General features: G+C 62.4%; 17 protein-coding genes and 1 pseudogene. 12 read left to right on the top strand and 6 right to left on the bottom strand.

The features are described from left to right. Nucleotides 1-2 precede the first annotated feature (2 nt). The 9 genes from murD to lpxC all read left to right on the top strand — a co-directional run bounded on the left by murD (nt 3) and on the right by lpxC (nt 10,522). Nucleotides 3-1,349 carry a UDP-N-acetylmuramoyl-L-alanine--D-glutamate ligase gene (murD, locus tag AC07SI_RS01515; RefSeq protein ID WP_106805129.1) on the top strand — a complete coding sequence of 449 codons (1,347 nt, stop codon included), beginning with the start codon at nt 3-5 and terminating at the stop codon, nt 1,347-1,349. Beyond that, complete coding sequence (gene ftsW / locus AC07SI_RS01510) at nt 1,346-2,563, top strand: putative lipid II flippase FtsW (RefSeq protein ID WP_065900821.1); 1,218 nt, start codon at nt 1,346-1,348, stop codon at nt 2,561-2,563. Before murD ends, ftsW begins: the two co-directional genes overlap by 4 nt. Further along, nucleotides 2,553-3,623 carry an undecaprenyldiphospho-muramoylpentapeptide beta-N-acetylglucosaminyltransferase gene (gene murG, locus AC07SI_RS01505; protein WP_495004964.1) on the top strand — a complete coding sequence of 357 codons (1,071 nt, stop codon included), beginning with the start codon at nt 2,553-2,555 and terminating at the stop codon, nt 3,621-3,623. Before ftsW ends, murG begins: the two co-directional genes overlap by 11 nt. Beyond that, on the top strand, nt 3,616-5,061 hold the full coding sequence (gene murC, locus AC07SI_RS01500; RefSeq protein ID WP_065900827.1) for a UDP-N-acetylmuramate--L-alanine ligase: 1,446 nt from the start codon (nt 3,616-3,618) through the stop codon (nt 5,059-5,061). Before murG ends, murC begins: the two co-directional genes overlap by 8 nt. After that, nucleotides 5,058-6,014: a D-alanine--D-alanine ligase gene (locus AC07SI_RS01495; RefSeq protein ID WP_065900830.1), complete on the top strand. Its 957-nt coding sequence runs from the start codon at nt 5,058-5,060 to the stop codon at nt 6,012-6,014. Before murC ends, AC07SI_RS01495 begins: the two co-directional genes overlap by 4 nt. Nucleotides 6,015-6,018: 4 nt before the next feature. Continuing rightward, a complete protein-coding gene (locus AC07SI_RS01490) occupies nt 6,019-6,888 on the top strand; it encodes a cell division protein FtsQ/DivIB (protein WP_003171882.1) in 870 nt (289 codons plus the stop codon). 15 nt (nt 6,889-6,903) lie between these two features. Beyond that, nucleotides 6,904-8,166: a cell division protein FtsA gene (gene ftsA, locus AC07SI_RS01485; RefSeq protein WP_025855584.1), complete on the top strand. Its 1,263-nt coding sequence runs from the start codon at nt 6,904-6,906 to the stop codon at nt 8,164-8,166. A gap of 135 nt (nt 8,167-8,301) precedes the next feature. Further along, nucleotides 8,302-9,498, top strand: a complete 1,197-nt coding sequence (ftsZ, locus tag AC07SI_RS01480) for a cell division protein FtsZ (protein WP_065900833.1) — start codon at nt 8,302-8,304, stop codon at nt 9,496-9,498. A 112-nt stretch (nt 9,499-9,610) separates the two neighbouring features. Then, entirely contained in the window at nt 9,611-10,522 is a 912-nt protein-coding gene (gene lpxC / locus AC07SI_RS01475; protein WP_065900836.1) for a UDP-3-O-acyl-N-acetylglucosamine deacetylase, read from the top strand. Nucleotides 10,523-10,638: 116 nt separating this feature from the next. Here the strand turns inward: lpxC and AC07SI_RS01470 are convergent, their stop codons facing one another. The 6 genes from AC07SI_RS01470 to AC07SI_RS01445 all read right to left on the bottom strand — a co-directional run bounded on the left by AC07SI_RS01470 (nt 10,639) and on the right by AC07SI_RS01445 (nt 20,230). Continuing rightward, a complete protein-coding gene (locus AC07SI_RS01470) occupies nt 10,639-12,129 on the bottom strand; it encodes a diguanylate cyclase (RefSeq protein ID WP_495004963.1) in 1,491 nt (496 codons plus the stop codon). 187 nt (nt 12,130-12,316) lie between these two features. Continuing rightward, nucleotides 12,317-13,639, bottom strand: a complete 1,323-nt coding sequence (locus AC07SI_RS01465; protein ID WP_495004962.1) for an OprD family porin — start codon at nt 13,637-13,639, stop codon at nt 12,317-12,319. A 269-nt stretch (nt 13,640-13,908) separates the two neighbouring features. Then, nucleotides 13,909-15,273 carry a heavy metal sensor histidine kinase gene (locus AC07SI_RS01460; RefSeq protein ID WP_495004961.1) on the bottom strand — a complete coding sequence of 455 codons (1,365 nt, stop codon included), beginning with the start codon at nt 15,271-15,273 and terminating at the stop codon, nt 13,909-13,911. Further along, entirely contained in the window at nt 15,263-15,940 is a 678-nt protein-coding gene (locus AC07SI_RS01455; RefSeq protein WP_065900845.1) for a heavy metal response regulator transcription factor, read from the bottom strand. Before AC07SI_RS01455 ends, AC07SI_RS01460 begins: the two co-directional genes overlap by 11 nt. 31 nt (nt 15,941-15,971) lie before the next feature. Further along, complete coding sequence (locus tag AC07SI_RS01450; protein ID WP_120447647.1) at nt 15,972-19,067, bottom strand: multidrug efflux RND transporter permease subunit; 3,096 nt, start codon at nt 19,065-19,067, stop codon at nt 15,972-15,974. Continuing rightward, on the bottom strand, nt 19,064-20,230 hold the full coding sequence (locus AC07SI_RS01445) for an efflux RND transporter periplasmic adaptor subunit (protein WP_495004960.1): 1,167 nt from the start codon (nt 20,228-20,230) through the stop codon (nt 19,064-19,066). The genes AC07SI_RS01450 and AC07SI_RS01445 overlap by 4 nt, the downstream gene beginning before the upstream one ends. Before the next feature lie 214 nt (nt 20,231-20,444). On the opposite strand from AC07SI_RS01445, the gene AC07SI_RS01440 reads away from it, so the two are divergent. The 3 genes and pseudogenes from AC07SI_RS01440 to AC07SI_RS01430 form a co-directional block, all read left to right on the top strand. Then, the gene (locus AC07SI_RS01440; protein WP_065900852.1) at nt 20,445-20,678 is read left to right on the top strand and encodes a hypothetical protein; all 234 of its coding nucleotides are present in this window, start codon (nt 20,445-20,447) and stop codon (nt 20,676-20,678) included. A gap of 170 nt (nt 20,679-20,848) precedes the next feature. Continuing rightward, nucleotides 20,849-21,619, top strand: a complete 771-nt coding sequence (locus AC07SI_RS01435; protein WP_495004959.1) for a transporter substrate-binding domain-containing protein — start codon at nt 20,849-20,851, stop codon at nt 21,617-21,619. 107 nt (nt 21,620-21,726) lie between these two features. Then, a pseudogene (locus tag AC07SI_RS01430) lies at nt 21,727-22,008 on the top strand (PAS domain-containing protein); the annotation flags it as partial. Nucleotides 22,009-22,097 lie beyond the last annotated feature (89 nt).

The following is a 22,097-nucleotide window of genomic DNA, read 5'->3' as shown; positions in this document are numbered from 1 at the left end:
GAGTGTCCCTGATCGCTTCAGACCACTTCCGCATCGTTGTCGGCCTCGGCAAGAGCGGCATGTCCCTGGTTCGCTTCCTGGCGAACCGGGGCACGTCGTTTGCCGTGGCCGATACGCGGGAAAATCCACCGGAGCTGGTCACGCTGCGCCGTGACTACCCGCACGTGGAAGTGCGTTGTGGCGAGTTGGATGTCGAGTTTCTGTGCCGCGCCGATGAGCTCTACGTGAGCCCTGGCCTGGCCCTGGCGACACCGGCCCTGCAAGCTGCAGCGGCGCGTGGCGTGAAGCTGTCCGGCGACATCGACCTGTTCGCGCGTAACGCGAAGGCGCCGATCGTGGCCATCAGCGGTTCCAACGCCAAGAGCACCGTGACCACCCTGGTCGGCGAGATGGCGGCTGCGGCCGGCAAGCGCGTCGCCGTCGGTGGCAACCTCGGCACCCCGGCACTCGATTTGCTCAGCGACGACGTCGAGCTGTACGTGATGGAACTGTCGAGCTTCCAGCTGGAAACCACCCACGACCTCGGCGCCGAAGTGGCCACCGTGCTGAACGTGAGTGAAGACCACATGGACCGCTACAGCGGGCTGCCGGCCTATCACCTGGCCAAGCACCGGATCTTCCGTGGCGCCCGGCAAGTGGTGGTCAATCGCCAGGATGCCCTGAGCCGTCCGCTGATGGGCGAGGGCCTGCCCTGCTGGACCTTCGGCCTGAGCAAACCTGATTTCAAGGCATTCGGCATTCGTGAAGAGAACGGCGAGAAATACCTGGCCTTCGAATTCCAGAATCTGATGCCGGTGCGCGAGCTGAAAATCCGTGGCGCGCATAACCAATCCAACGCCCTCGCGGCATTGGCGCTCGGGCATGCCGTCGGCTTGCCATTCGACGCGATGCTGGCGAGCCTGCGCAGCTTTGGCGGCCTCGAGCATCGCTGCCAATGGGTACGCGATCTGGATGGCGTCAGCTACTACAACGATTCCAAGGCCACCAACGTCGGTGCGGCCCTGGCAGCCATCGAAGGCCTCGGCGCCGATATCGAAGGCAAGCTGGTGCTGATTGCCGGTGGCGACGGCAAGGGCGCCGACTTCAAGGACCTCAAAGGCCCGGTGGCCGAGCATTGCCGCGCCGTGGTGCTGATGGGCCGCGATGCCGACCTGATCGCCGCTGCCCTGGGCGATGCCGTGCCGCAAGTGCGCGCGACTTCGCTGGACGACGCCATCGCCCACTGCAAGGCCCTGGCCCAGCCGGGTGACGCCGTGTTGCTGTCGCCGGCGTGCGCCAGTTTCGACATGTTCAAGAACTACGAAGAGCGCGGCCTGCTGTTCGCTCGCGCCGTGGAGGCCTTGGCATGAATTTGCGCAATATCATCAAGCCCTATCCGTCGCCGATCATTACCGGGCGCGGTATCGACCTGGATTTCCCGATGCTCGCCGGTTGCCTGGCGCTGCTCGGCCTGGGCCTGGTGATGATCACTTCGGCGTCTTCCGAAGTGGCTGCCGTGCAGTCGGGCAACACCCTGTACATGATGATTCGTCACCTGGTGTACCTGGTGATCGGCCTCGGCGCGTGCATCGTGACCATGATGATCCCCATCGCCACCTGGCAACGCCTGGGCTGGTTGATGCTGATCGGGGCGTTCGGCTTGCTGATCATGGTGATCCTGCCCGGCATCGGTCGCGAGGTGAACGGTTCGATGCGCTGGATCGGCTTCGGCGCCTTCAACGTGCAACCCTCGGAAATCGCCAAGGTGTTCGTGGTGATCTACCTCGCCGGCTACCTGGTACGGCGCCAGAAAGAAGTGCGCGAAAGCTGGATGGGCTTCTTCAAGCCGTTCATCGTGTTGCTGCCAATGGCCGGCCTGTTGCTGATGGAACCCGACTTCGGGGCCACCGTGGTGATGATGGGCGCGGCGGCGGCGATGCTGTTCCTCGGCGGCGTGGGCCTGTTCCGCTTCACCCTGATGGTGCTGCTGGCCGTGGCTGCCGTGACCATCCTGGTGCAGGCGCAACCCTACCGGATGGCGCGCCTGATTACCTTTACCGACCCGTGGTCCGATCAATTCGGCTCCGGCTACCAGCTGACCCAGGCGCTGATCGCCTTCGGTCGCGGCGAGTGGCTGGGCGTGGGCCTGGGCAACAGCGTGCAGAAGCAGTTCTACCTGCCGGAAGCGCACACCGACTTCGTGTTCTCGGTACTCGCCGAAGAGCTCGGCGTGGTCGGCTCGCTGTGCACCGTTGCGCTGTTCGTGTTCGTGTGTGTACGCGGCATGTACATCGGCTTGTGGGCCGAGAAGGCCAAGCAGTATTTCGCCGCTTATGTGGCGTACGGCTTGTCGTTCCTGTGGATCGGCCAGTTCCTGATCAACATCGGCGTGAACGTCGGCCTGCTGCCGACCAAGGGCCTGACCTTGCCGTTCCTCAGTTACGGCGGCAGTTCGTTGGTGATTTGCTGCGCGTGCCTGGGCCTGTTGCTGCGCATCGAGTGGGAGAGTCGAACCCACCTGGGCAGCGAAGAGATGGAATTCAGCGAAAGCGATTTTGCCGAGGAGCCATCCCATGGGCGCTAACGTGCTGATCATGGCGGGCGGCACCGGGGGCCATGTGTTCCCGGCCCTGGCCTGCGCGCGGGAATTCCAGAACCGTGGCTACACCGTGCACTGGCTGGGAACACCGCGCGGCATCGAAAACGAACTGGTACCGAATGCCGGCTTGCCGCTGCACTTGATCAACGTCACCGGGCTGCGTGGCAAGGGCAAGCTGTCCCTGCTCAAGGCGCCGTTCGTGTTGCTCAAGGCGGTGTGGCAGGCGCGCAAGGTCATTCGCGAATTGAAGCCGGTGTGTGTGCTCGGTTTTGGCGGTTATGTGACCGGTCCTGGTGGCGTCGCGGCGAAGCTCGCCGGTGTGCCGGTAATCGTGCATGAACAGAACGCCGTCGCCGGTACCGCCAACCGTTTGCTGGTGCCCCTGGCGGCGCGGGTCTGCGAGGCATTCCCCAACACCTTCAGCGCCGCGGACAAGCGCCGCACTACCGGCAACCCGGTGCGCACCGAATTGTTCATGGATATCGCCCGCGAGCCCCTGGTCGGGCGCAAGGCGCACCTGCTGATCCTGGGCGGAAGCCTGGGGGCTGAGCCGCTGAACAAATTACTGCCCGAAGCACTCGCGCAACTGCCTGTGGACCTGCGCCCGGAGATCTTCCACCAGGCCGGCAAGAACCACGATGAAGTCACCGCCACGCGCTATCGCGAGGCCGGTGTCGAGGCGAATGTGCAGCCCTTCATCAAAGACATGGCCCATGCCTATGGCTGGGCCGACCTGGTGGTCTGTCGCGCTGGTGCGCTGACCGTCAGTGAATTGGCCGCCGCCGGTCTGCCGTCCTTGCTGGTGCCTTTGCCCCATGCAATCGACGATCACCAGACCCGCAACGCCGAATATTTGGCCGGGGAGGGCGCTGCCTTCCTGCTGCCGCAAAGAACGACTGGCGCCGCCGATTTGGCCGCACGCCTGACCGAGGTTTTGATGCAACCGGAACGACTCAACAGCATGGCGAGCACCGCAAGCCGCCTGGCCAAACCTGACGCAACCCGCACCGTGGTCGATATCTGCCTGGAGGTGGCCCATGGTTGAGAATCAGAAAGCCATGCCACAACCCGAGATGCGTCGCATCCGTCGTATCCACTTCGTCGGTATCGGCGGCGTGGGCATGTGCGGGATTGCCGAAGTATTGCTGAACCTGGGTTACCAGGTGTCCGGCTCCGACTTGAAAGAGTCGCCGGTCACGGATCGCCTGAAGTCCTTTGGCGCGCAGATCTATATCGGTCACCGTGCCGAGAACGCCGCCGAGGCCGACGTACTGGTGGTTTCCAGCGCCGTGAACACCTCCAACCCGGAAGTGGCCACTGCCCTTGAGCGCCGTATCCCGGTGGTGCCACGCGCCGAGATGCTCGCCGAGCTGATGCGCTACCGCCACGGCATCGCCGTCGCCGGTACCCATGGCAAAACCACCACCACCAGCCTGATCGCCTCGGTGTTCGCCGCCGGTGGCCTGGACCCGACCTTCGTGATCGGTGGCCGCCTGAATGCAGCGGGTACCAATGCCCAGCTCGGTACCAGCCGCTACCTGATCGCCGAAGCCGATGAAAGCGACGCCAGCTTCCTGCACCTGCAGCCGCTGGTCGCTGTTGTCACCAACATCGACGAAGATCACATGGCCACCTACGATGGCGACTTCAACAAGTTGAAGAAAACCTTCGTCGAGTTCCTGCACAACCTGCCGTTCTACGGTCTGGCCGTGGTGTGCCTGGACGACCCGGTGGTGCGCGAAATCCTGCCCTTGGTCAAGCGTCCGACCGTGACCTACGGCTTCAGCGAAGACGCTGACGTGCGTGCGATCAATGTGCGCCAGGAAGGCATGCAGACCTTCTTCACCGTGCTGCGCCCTGACCGCGAGCCGCTGGATGTCTCGGTGAACATGCCGGGCAACCACAACGTCCTGAACTCCCTGGCGACCATCTGCATCGCCTCCGATGAAGGCGTCAGCGATGAAGCCATCGTCGAAGGCCTGTCGCGCTTTGCCGGTGTCGGCCGGCGTTTCCAGGTCTACGGCCAGTTGCCGGTAGAAGGTGGCGACGTGATGCTGGTGGACGACTACGGTCACCACCCGACCGAAGTCGCCGCCGTGATCAAGGCCGTGCGCGGCGGCTGGCCGGAGCGCCGCCTGGTGATGGTCTACCAGCCGCACCGCTACAGCCGCACCCGCGACCTGTACGACGACTTTGTAAATGTATTGGCCGATGCCAACGTGCTGCTGCTGATGGAAGTCTACCCGGCCGGTGAAGAGCCGATCCCGGGCGCCGACAGCCGCAAGCTGTGCAACAGCATCCGCCAGCGCGGCCAGTTGGACCCGATCTACATCGAGCGTGGCGTGGACCTGGCACCGATCGTCAAGCCGCTGTTGCGCGCCGGTGACATCCTGCTGTGCCAGGGTGCCGGTGATATCGGCGGCCTTGCCCCTAAATTGCTTGCGAGCCCATTGTTCGCGGCCGTACAGGGGAAGTCGAAATGACCACGAACTATGACGCCCTGTTTTCCACCCTCGCGCCCGCCGACTTCGGCCGCGTGGCGGTGCTGTTCGGCGGCAAGAGCGCCGAGCGTGAAGTCTCGCTCAAGTCCGGCAATGCCGTGCTTGAAGCCCTGCAAAGCGCCGGCGTGAATGCGTTCGGTATCGACGTGGGCGATGACTTCCTCGCGCGCCTGCAGGCCGAAAAGATCGACCGTGCGTTCATCATCCTGCACGGCCGTGGCGGCGAAGACGGCAGCATGCAGGGCCTGCTGGAGTGCGCCGGCATCCCTTACACCGGCAGCGGCATCCTCGCCTCGGCACTGGCGATGGACAAGTTGCGCACCAAGCAGGTGTGGCACAGCCTGGGTATTCCAACCCCGCGCCACAGTGTGCTGTGCAGCGAAGACGATTGTATTTCTGCGGCCAAGGAACTGGGCCTGCCTTTGATCGTCAAACCAGCCCATGAAGGCTCCAGTATCGGCATGGCCAAAGTGAACTCGGCCGCCGAATTGATCGACGCATGGAAAGCGGCAAGTACCTACGATTCGCAAGTGTTGGTGGAACAGTGGATCCAGGGTCCCGAGTACACCATCGCCACCCTGCGTGGCCAGGTATTGCCGCCTATCGCATTGGGCACGCCCCACACCTTTTACGACTACGACGCCAAGTACGTGGCTTCCGATACCCAGTACCGGATCCCCTGCGGCCTCGACGCAACCAAGGAAAAACAATTGATGGACCTCACGGCGAAAGCCTGTGAGGCGCTGGGTATCGCCGGTTGGGCGCGGGCAGACGTGATGCAGGATGAGCAAGGGAATTTCTGGTTCCTGGAAGTCAACACCGCACCGGGTATGACCGATCACAGCCTGGTACCTATGGCCGCTCGCGCAGCCGGTCTGGATTTCCAGCAGTTGGTGCTGGCGATTCTTGCCGCAAGCATTGAGCCACGAGGCTAAGGACATGAAAGGCGCATCGCTTCGTCATCAGCCCCCACAAGCACCGAGCCGCAAGCCGGTGCCCCGGGGTGCCAGCCGAATGGTGGCTAAAGAGCCGATGTCGGCGCGCCTGCCGAAAGCCAATTTTGGTTTCCTCAAGGCGCTGTTCTGGCCGGTGCTGCTGGTAGTCCTGGGCTTTGGCACTTACGAGGGCGCGCAGCGTCTATTGCCGTATGCCGATCGTCCCATCACCAAGATCAGTGTGCAGGGCGACTTGAGCTACATCAGCCAGCAAGCGGTGCAGCAGCGTATCGGGCCGTACCTGGCGGCGAGCTTCTTCACCATCGACCTGGCCGGTATGCGCTCGGAGCTGGAGCAGATGCCGTGGATCGCCCACGCCGAAGTCCGCCGTGTCTGGCCGGACCAGGTGACGATCCGCCTGGAAGAACAACTGCCGGTGGCCCGCTGGGGCGACGAGGCGCTGTTGAACAACCAGGGCCAGGCGTTCACCCCGCGTGAGCTGGCCAACTACGAGCACCTGCCGCAGCTGTTCGGGCCGCAGCGGGCGCAGCAGCAAGTGATGCAGCAGTACCAGGCCTTGAGCCAGATGCTGCGGCCACTGGGCTTCTCCATTGCACGCCTGGAATTGCGTGAGCGGGGCAGCTGGTTTTTGACAACCGGGGCAGGCAGTTCCGGCCCGGGCATCCAGTTGTTGCTGGGACGCGACCGCTTGGTGGAAAAGATGCGCCGCTTCATTGCCATCTATGACAAGACCTTGAAAGAACAGATTACGAACATTGCGAGCGTCGACCTGCGTTACGCCAACGGCCTTGCCGTCGGCTGGCGTGAACCGGCTGCGCCCACGGCAGCGCAACCCGCTGTCGCGAAGAATTAAGAAGAGGCAGGACCCATGGCAAACGTGCAAAGCGGCAAAATGATCGTCGGTCTCGATATCGGCACCTCCAAGGTGGTGGCGCTGGTGGGCGAGGTCGGGGAAGACGGCACGATCGAAATCGTCGGTATTGGCACGCATCCGTCCCGGGGCCTGAAGAAGGGCGTGGTGGTGAACATCGAGTCCACCGTGCAATCGATCCAGCGCGCGATTGAAGAAGCGCAGCTGATGGCCGGTTGCCGGATCCACTCGGCGTTCGTCGGCGTAGCCGGCAATCACATCCGCAGCCTGAACTCCCACGGCATCGTGGCGATCCGCGATCGCGAAGTCAGCTCGGCTGACCTCGAGCGTGTGCTCGACGCTGCCCAGGCCGTGGCAATCCCGGCTGACCAGCGGGTGCTGCACACCCTGCCGCAGGACTACGTTATCGATAACCAGGAAGGCGTGCGCGAACCCCTGGGCATGTCGGGCGTGCGCCTGGAAGCCAAGGTCCACGTGGTGACCTGTGCCGTCAACGCCGCACAGAACATTGAAAAATGCGTGCGTCGCTGCGGCCTGGAAATCGACGACATCATTCTTGAGCAACTGGCGTCGGCCTACTCGGTACTGACCGACGACGAAAAAGAACTGGGCGTATGCCTGGTGGACATCGGCGGCGGCACCACCGATATCGCGATCTTCACCGAGGGTGCGATCCGTCACACCGCCGTGATCCCGATTGCGGGCGACCAGGTCACCAACGACATCGCCATGGCGCTGCGTACGCCGACCCAGTACGCCGAAGAAATCAAGATCCGCTACGCCTGCGCCCTGGCCAAGCTGGCCGGTGCCGGTGAGACCATCAAGGTGCCAAGCGTGGGCGACCGTCCACCGCGCGAGCTGTCGCGCCAGGCCCTGGCCGAAGTGGTCGAGCCGCGCTACGACGAGCTGTTCACCCTGATCCAGGCTGAACTGCGCCGCAGCGGCTACGAAGATTTGATCCCGGCCGGCATCGTGCTGACCGGGGGCACCTCGAAGATGGAAGGCGCGGTCGAACTGGCCGAGGAAATCTTCCACATGCCGGTGCGCCTGGGCGTTCCCCATGGCGTGAAAGGCCTGGGCGACGTGGTGCGCAACCCGATTTATTCGACTGGCGTGGGCTTGCTGTTGTACGGGCTGCAAAAGCAGACCGATGGCATTTCCCTGTCGGGCCCGAGCAACCGTGACAGCTACCGCAGTGACGACGAGGCGAAAGCGCCGTTGTTCGAGCGTCTGCAGGCATGGGTCAAGGGCAACTTCTAAAGAAGCTGCGGCGAGCGCCAAGCCGCAAGCTTCAAGAGTATGGCGTTCCGAGCTTGCAGCTTATGGCTTGAAGCTTGGAACTCCTGCAGCAGTAGGCGTAGGCGAAAAAACTAGAGAAATGAAAGGAGAGGGAACATGTTCGAACTCGTAGACAACATCCCCGCAAGCCCGGTCATCAAAGTGATCGGTGTCGGCGGTGGCGGCGGCAACGCTGTCAACCATATGGTCAAGAGCAACATTGAAGGCGTTGAGTTCATCTGCGCCAACACTGATGCCCAGGCGCTGAAAAGCATCGGCGCGCGGACCATCCTGCAATTGGGCACTGCCGTGACCAAGGGCCTCGGCGCTGGCGCCAACCCGGAAGTCGGCCGTCAAGCCGCACTCGAAGACCGCGAGCGTATCGCTGAAGTGCTGCAAGGCACCAACATGGTGTTCATCACCACCGGCATGGGCGGCGGTACCGGTACCGGTGCGGCACCTATCATTGCTGAAGTGGCCAAGGAAATGGGGATCCTGACGGTTGCCGTCGTGACCCGTCCGTTCCCGTTCGAAGGCCGCAAGCGCATGCAGATCGCCGACGAAGGCATCCGTCTGCTGTCTGAAAGCGTCGACTCGTTGATCACCATTCCCAACGAGAAGCTGCTGACCATCCTGGGCAAGGACGCAAGCCTGCTGTCCGCGTTCGCCAAGGCTGACGATGTACTGGCCGGTGCCGTTCGCGGTATCTCCGACATCATCAAGCGTCCAGGCATGATCAACGTCGACTTTGCCGACGTACGTACTGTCATGAGCGAAATGGGCATGGCGATGATGGGCACTGGCTGCGCCAGCGGTCCGAACCGTGCACGCGAGGCCACCGAAGCGGCCATTCGCAACCCGTTGCTGGAAGACGTGAACCTTCAAGGTGCACGCGGCATCCTGGTGAACATCACCGCCGGTCCTGACCTGTCCCTGGGTGAGTACTCCGACGTGGGTAGCATCATCGAAGCCTTCGCTTCCGAGCACGCGATGGTCAAGGTCGGTACCGTGATCGATCCGGACATGCGCGACGAACTGCACGTGACCGTGGTTGCTACCGGTCTGGGCGCGAAAATCGAGAAGCCTGTGAAGGTCATCGACAACACGCTCCACAACAGCCAGGCCAGCCAGCAAGCTGCCGCTCCAGCACCTGCGCGTCAGGAACTGCCGTCGGTCAACTACCGTGACCTGGATCGTCCGACCGTGATGCGCAACCAGGCCCAGGCCGGTGCTGCGGCGTCTCGTAGCCCGAATCCGCAAGATGATCTGGACTACCTGGACATCCCGGCATTCCTGCGTCGTCAGGCCGATTAATGGAATGTATCAGGGCTATGAAGGTGATTGGTGTTCAGCAAAGGTCTGGTCTGCTATTATCGCCAGCCTTTGTTGATACCAGTTCGCAATTTGCGCTGAAGCGGTCCAAGCCATGATTAAACAACGCACTCTGAAGAATATTATTCGTGCCACAGGTGTAGGTCTGCACTCCGGGGAGAAGGTATACCTGACCCTCAAGCCTGCACCTGTCGACACCGGCATCGTGTTTGTGCGTGCCGACCTGGACCCTGCGGTGCAGATTCCTGCTCGCGCGGAAAACGTTGGCGAAACCACTATGTCGACCACATTGGTCAACGGTGACGTCAAAGTGGACACGGTGGAGCACTTGCTCTCGGCCATGGCTGGCCTGGGCATCGATAACGCCTACGTCGAGCTCTCCGCGTCCGAAGTCCCGATCATGGATGGCAGCGCTGGACCCTTCGTATTCTTGATTCAATCTGCCGGCCTGGAAGAACAGGACGCAGCCAAGAAGTTCATTCGCATTCTGCGGGAAGTGACAGTAGAAGACGGCGACAAGCGCGCCACCTTCGTCCCGTTCGAAGGCTTTAAAGTGAGCTTTGAGATCGATTTCGATCACCCGGTATTCCGTGACCGCACCCAAAGTGCAAGCGTGGATTTTTCCAGCACTTCGTTCGTAAAAGAAGTCAGCCGTGCCCGTACCTTTGGTTTCATGAGTGACATCGAGTACCTGCGCAAGCACAACCTCGCACTCGGCGGCAGCGTTGAAAACGCCATTGTGGTCGACGCGGATGGTGTACTGAACGAAGACGGCCTTCGCTATGAAGACGAATTCGTGAAGCACAAGATCCTCGATGCAATCGGTGATCTCTACCTGCTGGGCAATAGCCTGATAGGCGAGTTCAAAGGCTTCAAGTCGGGCCACGCCCTTAACAACCAGCTGCTGCGCAAGTTGATTGAGCAGACAGACGCTTGGGAAGTCGTGACCTTCGAAGATGCCAGCACCGCACCGATCTCTTACATGCGTCCCGTCGCGGCGGTGTAAGTAACAACTCTCTTTCTTTAGTTTTGAAAGGCTGCCTTCGGGTGGCCTTTTTTTATGCTTGATGGGTTTGCAGTGGAGTATGCAAGCGCCCTCATCCCAGCAGACCTGCTCCCACCCTAGATCTGTCCAGCATCCACGATCCGGTTGCGCCCGCTGTGCTTGGCCTCATACAACGCCTGGTCAGCCTTGAGCAGCAACGCCTCAAGAGTCATACGGCTGCGTTTGTCCCAGGTGCTCATGCCGATGCTCACCGTAATCGGCCGGTCGGCACCGTTCACCCGGGGCAAATGTTCGACGCTGCTGCGGATGTGCTCGGCGATAACCCAGGCGCCCTTGGCATCGGTATGGGGCAGGATTACCGCGAACTCTTCGCCGCCATACCGCGCGGCGAGGTCGGCCGGGCGGCGGATGTTGTCGCCGATCACCTGGGCGACCGTGCGCAATGCCGCGTCGCCGCCGTGATGGCCATGGCGGTCATTGAAGGCCTTGAAGTGGTCCACATCAATCATCAGCAGCGTCAACGGCTCAGTCGAGCGTTGGGCGCGATCCCACTCCAGGCGCAGGCGCTGGTCGAGAATGCGACGGTTGGCCAGGCCGGTGAGCGGGTCGGTGGCTGCCAGTTCTGACAGCACCTGCTCGGCGTGATGGCGGCGGCGCAGTTCACTGCAGAGCATCCAGGTCAGCCACAGCAGGCCCATGCACAGAATGCCCGTCGCGATGCTGACCAGCCACGCCGCGCGGCGCCAGGGAGCGAAAATCTCGTCACTGGACAGCGCCACCACGACGATCAGCGGCAAGTTGCCCACAGTCGAAAAACTGTACAGCCGCGGCTGGTTATCGACGCTGGAGATGCTGCTGAAACTGCCATCGCGCTCGCGCAGCATACGCGCCACGTTCGGGCGTTGGCTCAGGTCCTTGCCCACCATATCCAGCTCCAGCATGGGTTCCTGCGCCAGCAGGATGCCCTGGTGATTGATCAGGTTGATGGTGCTGTCACTGCCGATATTCAGGCTGCTGAACAGTTGGTGAAAGTACGACAGGCGCATGGAGGCCACTGCTACGCCGAGGAAGCGCCCGTCTGCCGACGACACGCGCCGACTGAATGCAATGCGCCATTGGTCGTCGCACACGCAGCGGGCCAGGAACGGACGGCTGATATACAGGCCCACATCCGGGTCGTTGCGGTGTACCTGGAAATAGTCACGATCGGCGAAGTTGCCGGTCTTGGGGGTCAGCAACGAGGAGTCGGCAAGCACCTCGCCCTCGGGGTCGAGCAGCAGGATATCGCCCTTGTAGGGTGCGGCGGCGGAGCGGTCGAACAGCACCAGGTGCCGGATGCTCGCGGAAACGCCCAGCAGGTCATTGCGTTCAGTGGCGGTGATCAGGCCCTTGATGGACATGTCGTAGAGTTCGACGTTGCGCAACACATCGGCGTCGATCAGCTGTGTGATGTTGTTGGCCGTGCGTTTGGCGCTCTGCAAGGTATTGGCGTGTTCACGAATCAATAACGCGGTGACGACCGCGACGATCATCAGGACCGTGAGGGTGCTGCCCAGTATCAGCAAGCGTTCCGGGCGGCGGGTAGGGCGGGCGAGGCTTGGGCTCATCGGGCGTACTTCTGCTTCGAGGATGCCAATAGCGTAGTAGCAACTCTGGAATATGGCGCCCGGCAAAACGGTGCGAGGGGGCTTGCTCGCCAATGCGATGCGTCAGTAACGGCTGGGTTGGCTGCTACACCGCATTCGCGAGCGAATCCGCGCCCATCCTGGTTCTGCCTGGGCGACAGGGTGCGTGTCAGAACACGTTAATCGGGTAGTCGACGATCACGCGGTATTCATCCACATCGCGGTCCACCGCCGAATAGCCGTTGCTGCCGCGATTGACCGCCCACTGCAGGCGCACCGCCAGGTCTTTGGCCTTGCCGCCCTGCACGACGTATTTGAGGTCGATATCGCGTTCCCAGTGCTTGGCGTCCTTGCCGTCGGCGCTGTACCAGGCGCTGTAGCCACGGCTTTGCGGGTCGACTGTGGTGAGGTCGGTCTTGCCGCTGATGTAGGACACGGCCGAGGTCAGGCCGGGCAGGCCCAGGCCGCCGAAGTTATAGGCGTACTTGAGTTTCCACGAACGCTCATTGGGGCCGTTGAAGTCGGAGTATTGCTGGGAGTTGTCCACGTACACGCTGTCGCCCTGGGCAATGTAGTCGAACGGGGTATTGCCGTTGACCCGCTGGTACGCGGCAGTGACGCTGTGATGGCCGACGTCGACGGTGAAGTGCAGGCTGTAGGTGTTGTTGTCGATGTTGCCCAGCAGCGCCTGCCCGGTGTCCTGGGTGTGGTAGTAATGCAGGCCGGGGTTGAGGCTGACCATTTCGTTGACCACATAGGTGTAGTCGAGGTCGTAGTAGTACTGGTGCCACACGTCCTTGAGTTCGGAGGCGTAGAGGTTGCTGGTCAGCCCGTCGATGCCGCTGAACGACACACCGGCCCAATTCATGTGCTGGCTGTCCGTGTTGTTGGGCAGCGCACCATAGCTGGTGCCAATGCGCCGGTGGCCGCTCTGGTTGTAGAGCTTGGTAAAGCTGGCCTGGCCGCCCTCGAACATCCAGCCGTCGACGCTGTGGTTGGTCAGGCTCACGCCACGGAAGGTCTGCGGCAGCATGCGGGTCATGCCGCCGGCGATCACCGGGTTGTTCAGGAACAGGTCGCCGGCCTTCAACTCGGTGTCGAAGGCGCGCATTTTCAGGGTGCCACCTGCGGTGGAGAACGAGCCCGGCGCCTTGCCGTTGCCACTGCCGTACGGAAGGATGCTGGAGCCATCAGTGCCGCCTCCGCCGTCGAGCTTGAGGCCGAGCATGGCGTGGGCGTCCAGGCCGAAGCCGACGGTGCCCTGGGTGTAGCCGGATTCGAAGGTGCCGATAAAACCCTGGCCCCATTCCTTGCTGTCATCGGTGTGGATATCGCGACGGTCGCGGTTCATGTAGTAGTTGCGGGTGTTGATGTTGAGGTGCGAGCCTTCGACGAAACCGTCGGTGGGGATGGTGTCTGCCGCGTGGGCAAGGGGGACGATCGTTGCTGCAATCGCGAGGAATAACGGGGTGAACGTCAGCGAGTTCTTCACCGGTGGAGCTCCTTTGGTCAATCGAAAACGGCCAATGTCGTGGGGGTGTGCCTGGCCTTTTTTTACCGCAAAAAAAAGCCGCTGAAGTCAGCGGCTTTAAGACAGATTCCCAGTGTAGAGCCCTGGAAATAAGTCGAGGGAAATTCGGGTAAGCGGGTCAGCTGTCTATGCCGTCGCGCTCATCGATGCGTCAAATTAACGCAGGTGAGCGGTGGGATACAGAGTGTAACAAGATAATGACTGTTGCCCAAATCGCAACAGTTCGGCCGTCAGACGGGCAGGGTAATGCCAAAGGTATTGCCGCCGCCGGCACTGCGCACAAACACATCGCCGCCGTGCATCAACGCGATGGCCTTGACGATGGCCAACCCCAACCCATGATTCGCCCCACTGTTGCTGCGTGACGCATCCACCCGATAAAAGCGTTCGAACAGCCGGGGCAGGTGTTCGCTGGCAATCTCATCGCCAGGGTTGGTCACCCCGATCGCCACCTGATGCCCCTGCACCTCGATGCTCACCTCGATAACCTGCCCCGGCGCCGTGTGTTGCACCGCATTGCTCAGCAGGTTGATCAGCGCGCGGCGCAGGTGGGCTTTTTCGATCTGCACCAGGGCGTCGCCGCGCACACGCACCTGGACCTGGGCGTCTTCGAGGATGAAGTCCAGGTAGTCGAGGGTGGTCGCCACTTCGTCGGCCAGGGAGCTTTCGATCAGCTTAGTGGCCTTGCTGCCCTGGTCGGCGCTGGCGAGGAACAGCATGTCGTTGATGATCGAACGCAGGCGCTCGAGTTCCTCGAGGTTGGATTGCAGCACTTCGAAATAATGCTCGGCCGAACGCCCGCGCGTCAGGGCGACCTGGGTCTGGCCGATCAGGTTGGTCAGCGGTGAGCGCAGTTCGTGGGCCACGTCGGCGTTGAACGACTCCAGGCGTGAGTAGGCCTGCTCCACTCGGTCGAGCGTTGAGTTGAACGAGTTGACGAACTGGCTCAGTTCCGGCGGCAGCGGCGACAACTGCAGGCGCCCGGAAAGTTTCGGCGGCGCGAGTTTCTGCGCCTCATCCGACAGCGTGATCAACGGCTTGAGGCCGATACGCGAGACCCAGAAGCCCAGCAGCGAAGCCATCACCACCCCCACGAATGCGAGGCCGATCAGGGCCATCAGCAACTGGTGCTGGGTAGCCCGAAAGTTCTCGGTATCAATGGCGATCATGAAGCGCAGCGGCGGGCGCTGGTCCTTGGCCGCAAATTGGCTGACCAACACCTTGAACGGGTATTCACGCCCCGGCAGGCGCATGTCGCGCTTGCCCGTTGGCCCGGCGGCAAAGGCGCGAATCTGCGCGTCGGGGTTGCCGTATTCATAGGCCGGGTCGCTGCTGACCACCCAGAAGCGGATGCGCTTGTCTTCCTCGCCCAACAGCTTGAGCTTGGCCTGGATCTTCACCCAGTGGTCCGGCGTGCCAAAGCGGTTCACCGAGGATTCGAGCACGCTGTAGCGCGCGTCCAACTCTGCCCCCGGCAACAAGCCCAGGCCGCGGTCAACCTGCTGGTACAACGCGCCGCCGATCAACAGGAAGATCAGCAGCGCCACCAGGGTGAACATGCCGCTCAGGCGCAGGGCGATGGAGTTAGCCGACACTGCGGTTCTCCAGCACATAACCCATGCCGCGAATGGTGTGCAGCAGTTTGGTGTCGAACGGCCCATCGAGCTTGGCGCGCAGGCGCTTGATCGCGACTTCGACCACGTTGGCGTCGCTGTCGAAATTGATGTCCCAGACCATCTCCGCGATGGCGGTCTTGGACAGGATTTCACCCTGGCGCCGCGCGAGTACGCTGAGCAGCGAGAACTCCTTGGCGGTCAGGTCCAGGCGCAGGCCGTTGCGGCTGGCCTTGCGGCTGATCAGGTCGATCCACAGGTCGGCGACCGTGACCTGCACCGGTTCGTGGCCGCCGCTGCGGCGGGTCAACGCCTGCAGGCGCGCCACCAGTTCGAGGAACGAGAACGGCTTGCCGAGGTAATCATCGGCCCCTTCGCGCAGGCCGCGAATGCGATCTTCCACGCGTTCACGGGCGGTGAGCATGATCACCGGGGTCTGCTTGCGCGCCCGCAAGGCGCGCAACACGCCAAAGCCGTCGAGGCCGGGCAGCATCACGTCGAGCACGATCACCGCGTAATCGTTCTCCAGCGCCAGGTGCAACCCCTCGACGCCTTCGCGGGCCACATCGACGGTGTAGCCTTGTTCTGTCAGGCCGCGGTGCAGGTAGTCCGCGGTTTTTTCTTCGTCTTCAATAATCAGGACGCGCATGAGCCTTTTGCTCCAGGGCGGGGCCTCAGCCTCATTGTGTGGTCGCCAACGCAGGCGTTGGTTTGGGCCGGTGGAAAAACTTCTCGAGGTACAAGTATATGACCGGTGTAGTGAACAACGTCAGCGCCTGGCTCACCAGCAGCCCGCCGACCACCGCAATGCCCAGCGGCTGGCGCATTTCCGCGCCTGGGCCTGCGCCGAGCATCAACGGCACCGCGCCGAGCAGGGCGGCGAGGGTGGTCATGATGATCGGCCGGAACCGCGTGACACAGGCTTCGTAGATCGCATCCTCCGGCGACAGGCCCCTGACGCGCTGGGCCTCAAGGGCAAAGTCGATCATCAGGATGCCGTTCTTCTTCACGATCCCGATCAGCAGCACCAGGCCGATCAGCGCCATGATCGAAAAGTCCTGGCCCATCAGCGACAGCATGATCAGCGCACCCAGGCCTGCCGAGGGCAGGGTGGAAATGATCGTCAGCGGGTGGACAAAACTTTCATACAGCACGCCGAGGATGATGTAGACCGCCACCAGCGCCGCGAGGATCAGCCACGGCTGGCTGGCCAGCGAACTCTGGAACGCCTGCGCCGCGCCCTGGAAGTTGCCGATGATGGTAGTCGGCATGCCGATTTCATTCTTTGCCTGGTTAAGCATGATCACCGCATCGCCCAACGCCACGCCGGGCGCGAGGTTGAACGACAGGTTGGCGGCCGGGAACATGCCGTCATGACTGATGGACAACGGCCCGACGGTCGGCGGGTCGACCTTGGCCAGTGCCGACAGCGGCACCATCTCGTTGGTCAGCGGTGAGCGCAGGTAGAAATAATTCAGGCTCTCGGCCTTGCCGCGTTGCTTCGTGTCGAGTTCCAGCACCACCTGGTACTGGTTGATCTCGGTCTGGAATTCGTTGATCTGGCGCTGGCCGAACGCGTCATACAGCGCCTGGTCGACGTCGGTGGCGGTCAGGCCGAAACGTGCGGCGGCCTGACGGTCGATGCTGATGTGGGTAATGCTGCCGCCCAGTTGCAGGTCGTTGGAGAGGTCACGAAAGGCCGGGTTGGCGCGCAGTTTCTCCGTCAGGCGCTGGGTCCAGGTGTTGAGCGTCGGGCCGTCGTTGCTCTTGAGCACGTACTGATACTGGGCGCGGCTGGGACCGGAACTGAGGTTGATGTCCTGGCCGGCGCGCAGGTACAGCACGATGCCCGGCACCTTGGCCAGTTTCGGTCGGATGCGGTCGATGAACTGGCTGGCGGAGACATCGCGGTCGCCGCGGTCTTTCAGGGCAATCCAGAAGCGGCCGTTGGCGATGGTCTGGTTGCTGCCGGTCACACCCACCGAATGGGAGAACGCTTCCACCGCCGGGTCGTCCTTGACGATCTCGGCCAGGGCCTTGTGCTTGGCGACCATGTCCGGGTACGACACGTCCGCCGCCGCCTCGCTGGTGCCGAGCACAAAACCGGTGTCTTGTACCGGGAAGAAACCCTTGGGGATAAACACGTAGCCGACCACGGCGAGGGCCAGGGTCACGATGAAAATCGCCGCCATGGTGCGCTGGTGCGCGAGGGCCCGGCGCAGGTTGCGCGCATAGCCCGCGAGCAGGCGTTCGCTGAAACCGGGTTTGTCGTGGGCATGATGGGTGGGCGCGCGCATGAACAGCGCGGCCAGGGTCGGCGCCAGGGTCAGCGACACCACCACCGAAATCAGGATGGTCGAGGTAGCCGTCAGCGCGAACTCCTTGAACAGCCGCCCGACCACGCCGCCCATGAACAGCAGCGGAATAAATGCGGCCACCAGCGAGAAACTGATGGAGACCACGGTGAAGCCGATCTCGCCGGCGCCCTTGATCGCCGCCTCGCGCTTGTCGAGCCCCGCTTCGAGGTGGCGGTGAATGTTTTCCACCACCACGATCGCATCGTCCACCACGAACCCCACGGCGATCACGATCGCCACCAGGGTCAGGTTGTTCAGGCTGAAGCCCATCAGGTACATCAACGCAAAACTGGCGACCAGCGACACGCCGAGCACGCTGGACACAATCAGCGTCGCCGACAACTGGCGCAGGAACAGCGCCATCACCGCCACCACCAGCAGGATGGCAATCAGCAGGGTCACTTCGACTTCATGCAGGGACGCGCGGATGGTCTTGGTGCGGTCGGTCAGCACGCTGACCTGCACCGACGCCGGCAGCATGGCTTGCAGGCGCGGCAGTTCGGACTGGATGCGGTCCACCGTCTCGACAATGTTGGCGCCGGGTTGGCGCGAAATCACCAGGTTGACGCCGGGGGTATCGCCGGACCAGGCCTGCACGTAGGCATTTTCCGAACCGTTGATGACTTTAGCGATATCACGCAACTGAACCGGTGCACCGTCCTTGTAGGACACGATCAATTGCGCGTAGTCATTGGGGTGGAACAACTGGTCATTGGTCGACAGGGTCGACACGCTGTTCTCGCCGTAGATCGCACCCTTGGCCAGGTTGAGGCTCGATTGCTGGATGGCCAGGCGGATATCGGCCAGGGTCAGGCCGATGGCCGCGAGCTTGTCGGGGGAGGCCTGTACGCGAATCGCCGGGCGTTGCTGGCCGGTGATGTTGATCTGGCCGACGCCATCGATCTGGCTGATCTGCCGGGCCAGCAGGGTTTCCACGTAGTCGCTCAGCTCGGTGCTGGGCATGCTGTTGGAGCTGACGCTGAGGATCAGCACCGGGCTGTCCGCCGGGTTGACCTTTTTCCAGGTCGGCAGGCTCGGCATGTCGCTGGGCAACTTGCCGGATGCGGTGTTGATCGCCGCCTGGACTTCCTGTGCAGCCGTGTCGATGCTCTTGTTCAGGGTAAATTGCAGGGTCAGCAGGCTTGAGCCCAAGGCACTGCTGGAGGTCATCTGGGTCATGCCGGGGATGGCACTGAATTGCACCTCCAGGGGCGTGGCCACGGATGAAGCCATGGTGTCCGGGCTGGCGCCGGGCAGGGTGGCGGTCACCTGGATCGTCGGAAATTCCGCTTCCGGCAGTGGGGCGATGGCCAGGCGTGGGAAGGCAATCATCCCGAGCAGCACCAGGGCGAAGGTCAGCAGCAGGGTGGCGACCGGGTGGTCGACGCACCAGGCCGACGGCGAACGGCTGCCACTCATGGCTGCACCTTGGCGTCGACGGTCTGGATCACTTGCGGTGGCTCCTTGAGCACCTCCACCTGGGCGCCCGCCTTGAGCCGCGACTGGCCGTCACTGACCAGTACATCACCGGCCTGCACCCCCTTGATGATGTTCACGTCACTGTCCTGGTACGTCACCTGCACCGGCACCACGTCGACCTCGTCCCCGTTGATCCGGTACACGAAGTGCGAATCCAGGCCGCGTTGCACCACCGTCGGCGGTACCACCAGGGCGTTTTTGTCGAGGGCGGTCTGGATCTTGATCGTGACCAGTTGCCCCGGCCACAGGCGCTGCGAGGCGTTGTTGAACTCGGCCTTGGCACGCAGGGTGCCGGTGGTCGAGCTGATCTGGTTGTCGATCAGGCTCAAGTGGCCTTCACCCAGCAGGTCGCCGGTCTGGCCGTCGGTGTCGGCGCCCATGTAGGCGTCGACGCTGGCCCTGGTCGGTGCCGCGATCAAGCCTTGCAGGGTCGGCAGCATTTGTTGCGGCAGGGAGAACTCGACGGCAATCGGGTCGATCTGGGTCACTGTGAACAGGCCCTGGGTGTCGCTCATGCGCAGGAAGTTGCCTTCGTCCACGGTACGAATACCCACGCGGCCAGTGACCGGCGAGCGAATCTGGGTGTAGGAAAGCTGTACCTGGGCCGAATCGATGGCGGCCTGGTTGCCTTGGGCGGTGGCCTTGAGCTGGTTGACCAGCGCTTGCTGCTGATCATAGGTCTGCTTGGAGACGCCGTCGTCGACGCTCAATTCCTTGTAGCGCTTGAGGTTGACCTGCGCCACTTGCAACTGCGCCTGGCTCTCGCCCAGCTGTGCCTTGGCTTGCTCCAGGCTGGCGCGGATCGAGCGGTCATCGATGGTCGCAAGCAAGTCCCCGGCCTTGACCAGTTGGCCTTCCTTGACCAGCAATTTGGTGAGAATGCCGTCCACTTGCGGGCGGATCACCACACTGTGCAACGACAGCACCGAGCCAATTCCGCTGACAAACCGTGGAATATCCTGCTGCACCACGCTCACCACCCGCACCGGAATCGCAGTCGGCGCTGCCAGTTTGGTCTTGGCCGGGCGCGTCAGGGCCCAGGCGGCAACGGCCAGCACTACGAGGACACCCACGAGCAGGGCGGTTTTTCGTTGTATTTGCATGGAGGTGAGGCGCCAGGGCAAAGGAGTGGGAGACTAAGGGCCTTTATAGCCTGCGAACCCGGTCAGCAAGGTGACTGCTAACTGACAGCGCTGTCAGTAAGCGCAGACCATTCGTACAGGCGGTGGTTAAAGATCCGAGGCGGGCAGGTATACTGCGCGCCAGCGAGGCCCGCAAGCCGGCCTCGCGTCATTTTTTGCACGTTCCGGAGCTTCCATGACTTCCCCGACACAACCCCCTGTTGAAGCGACCGACCTGGTCGATCCGGCCAGCGCCGAAGGCGTTGAAAAAGCCGAGATCCCGGCGTTCAAGTTTCCGTTCAAGCCGGGTGAACTGGCCGGGGCCAAGCAAGCCGCCCAGCCCTGGTACAAGAACGGCGCCAAGAACGGCCACACCAAGTCCCCAGGCATGGCCCCGCCGGGAACGCGTCGCTCCATGGGTAAACGTTAAGATTAACTAGCTGCAACATTTGGCGGAAGCTGCCTACAGCTTTCGCGGATGTTTCTGCTTGTGGGGCAGCAACCATTTCTTGAAAGCTTCCACAGCCTCTGCTCCGCCCCGTCGGTATTTCCCGGGACGGAGTGTGTCGAGGCTGGTCTTTCCGGAAAAGGACGCTTCCCGTGGCCCTGATACACATATGTGTAATGCTTGTCCTGTTGTGCGCGGCTGAAGCCGTCGCCGCTGGTGATCCCCCTCGGCAGGAAATCCGCTTCGCGGTTGCCGCGCAATTCCCCCCCTTCCAGAGCCGTGATGCGCAAGGTCAGTTGGTCGGCCTGAATATCGACCTGGGCAATGCCCTCTGCCAGCAACTGAATGTGCGCTGTACCTGGGTCGACCAGGTGGTCGTCGAAGACTTTCCTGCCCTTGAAGCCCGGCAATTCGATGCAATCATGGGCATGGCACCGACGTCGCTGCGCCGCCGTCGGGCGGGCTTCACCGACACCCTTTATCCCTTCACGACACGGCTGGTCGCCCGCCGGACCTCTGGCCTGCTGCCGCACGTCAAGTCGCTCAAGGGCAAGCGCGTCGGCGTTTTGCTCGGCAGCAATCGTGAAGCCTTTGTGCGCTCGAAGTGGGCGCCCAGGGGCGTGATCATCAAGAGCTTCTGGCTCAATGATGAACTGGTGCGCAGCCTGGTGGCCGGTGATATCGATGCGACCCTGCAGGGCACCGTGGAAATCCGCCAGGCCCTGCTCGACACCGATGATGGCCAGGACTTCGACTTCCTCGGCCCGCCTGTCTCGGCCGCGCTGTTGGGCGACGGCGTGGCGATTGCGGTGCGCAAGACCGATACGGCGTTGCTCAATGACCTCAATCGCGCCCTCGAAGAGTTGATGCAAAACGGTGAGTACCGGCGAATCCTCGCGCCCTACCGCCTGGAAACTCCGTGATGGCTAATTAATTGCGCAGAACATGAGCTGGATCAGTATTTGCCCCATGGGTGCGCTTAGAGTCGACGCCCTGCCGACTCCTCCAATAATCACGAGCGCGCTTCTCCATGAAGATCAATCTGCCGGTCACCGGTCGGAATGTGGACTTTGCCCCCGACGCCAACATCCTCTCGACCACTGACCTGACCAGCGCGATTACCTACGCCAACCAGGATTTCATCGACATCAGCGGCTACCACCGTGACGAGTTGCTGGGGCTGGCCCATAACGTCCTGCGCCATCCTGACATGCCGTCCGAGGCCTTTGCCCATATGTGGCAGACCTTGAAACGCGGCCGGTCGTGGATGGGCATGGTGAAGAACCGCTGCAAGAATGGCGACCATTATTGGGTCAGCGCGTATGCCACGCCGGTGACCCGCGACGGGGCGACGGTGGAGTACCAATCGGTGCGCACCAAGCCGGATGCGTCCAGGGTGGC

Source organism: Pseudomonas sp. GW821-FHT05D12 (assembly GCF_059419825.1).
This window is presented reverse-complemented; position numbering and strand designations above follow the sequence as displayed.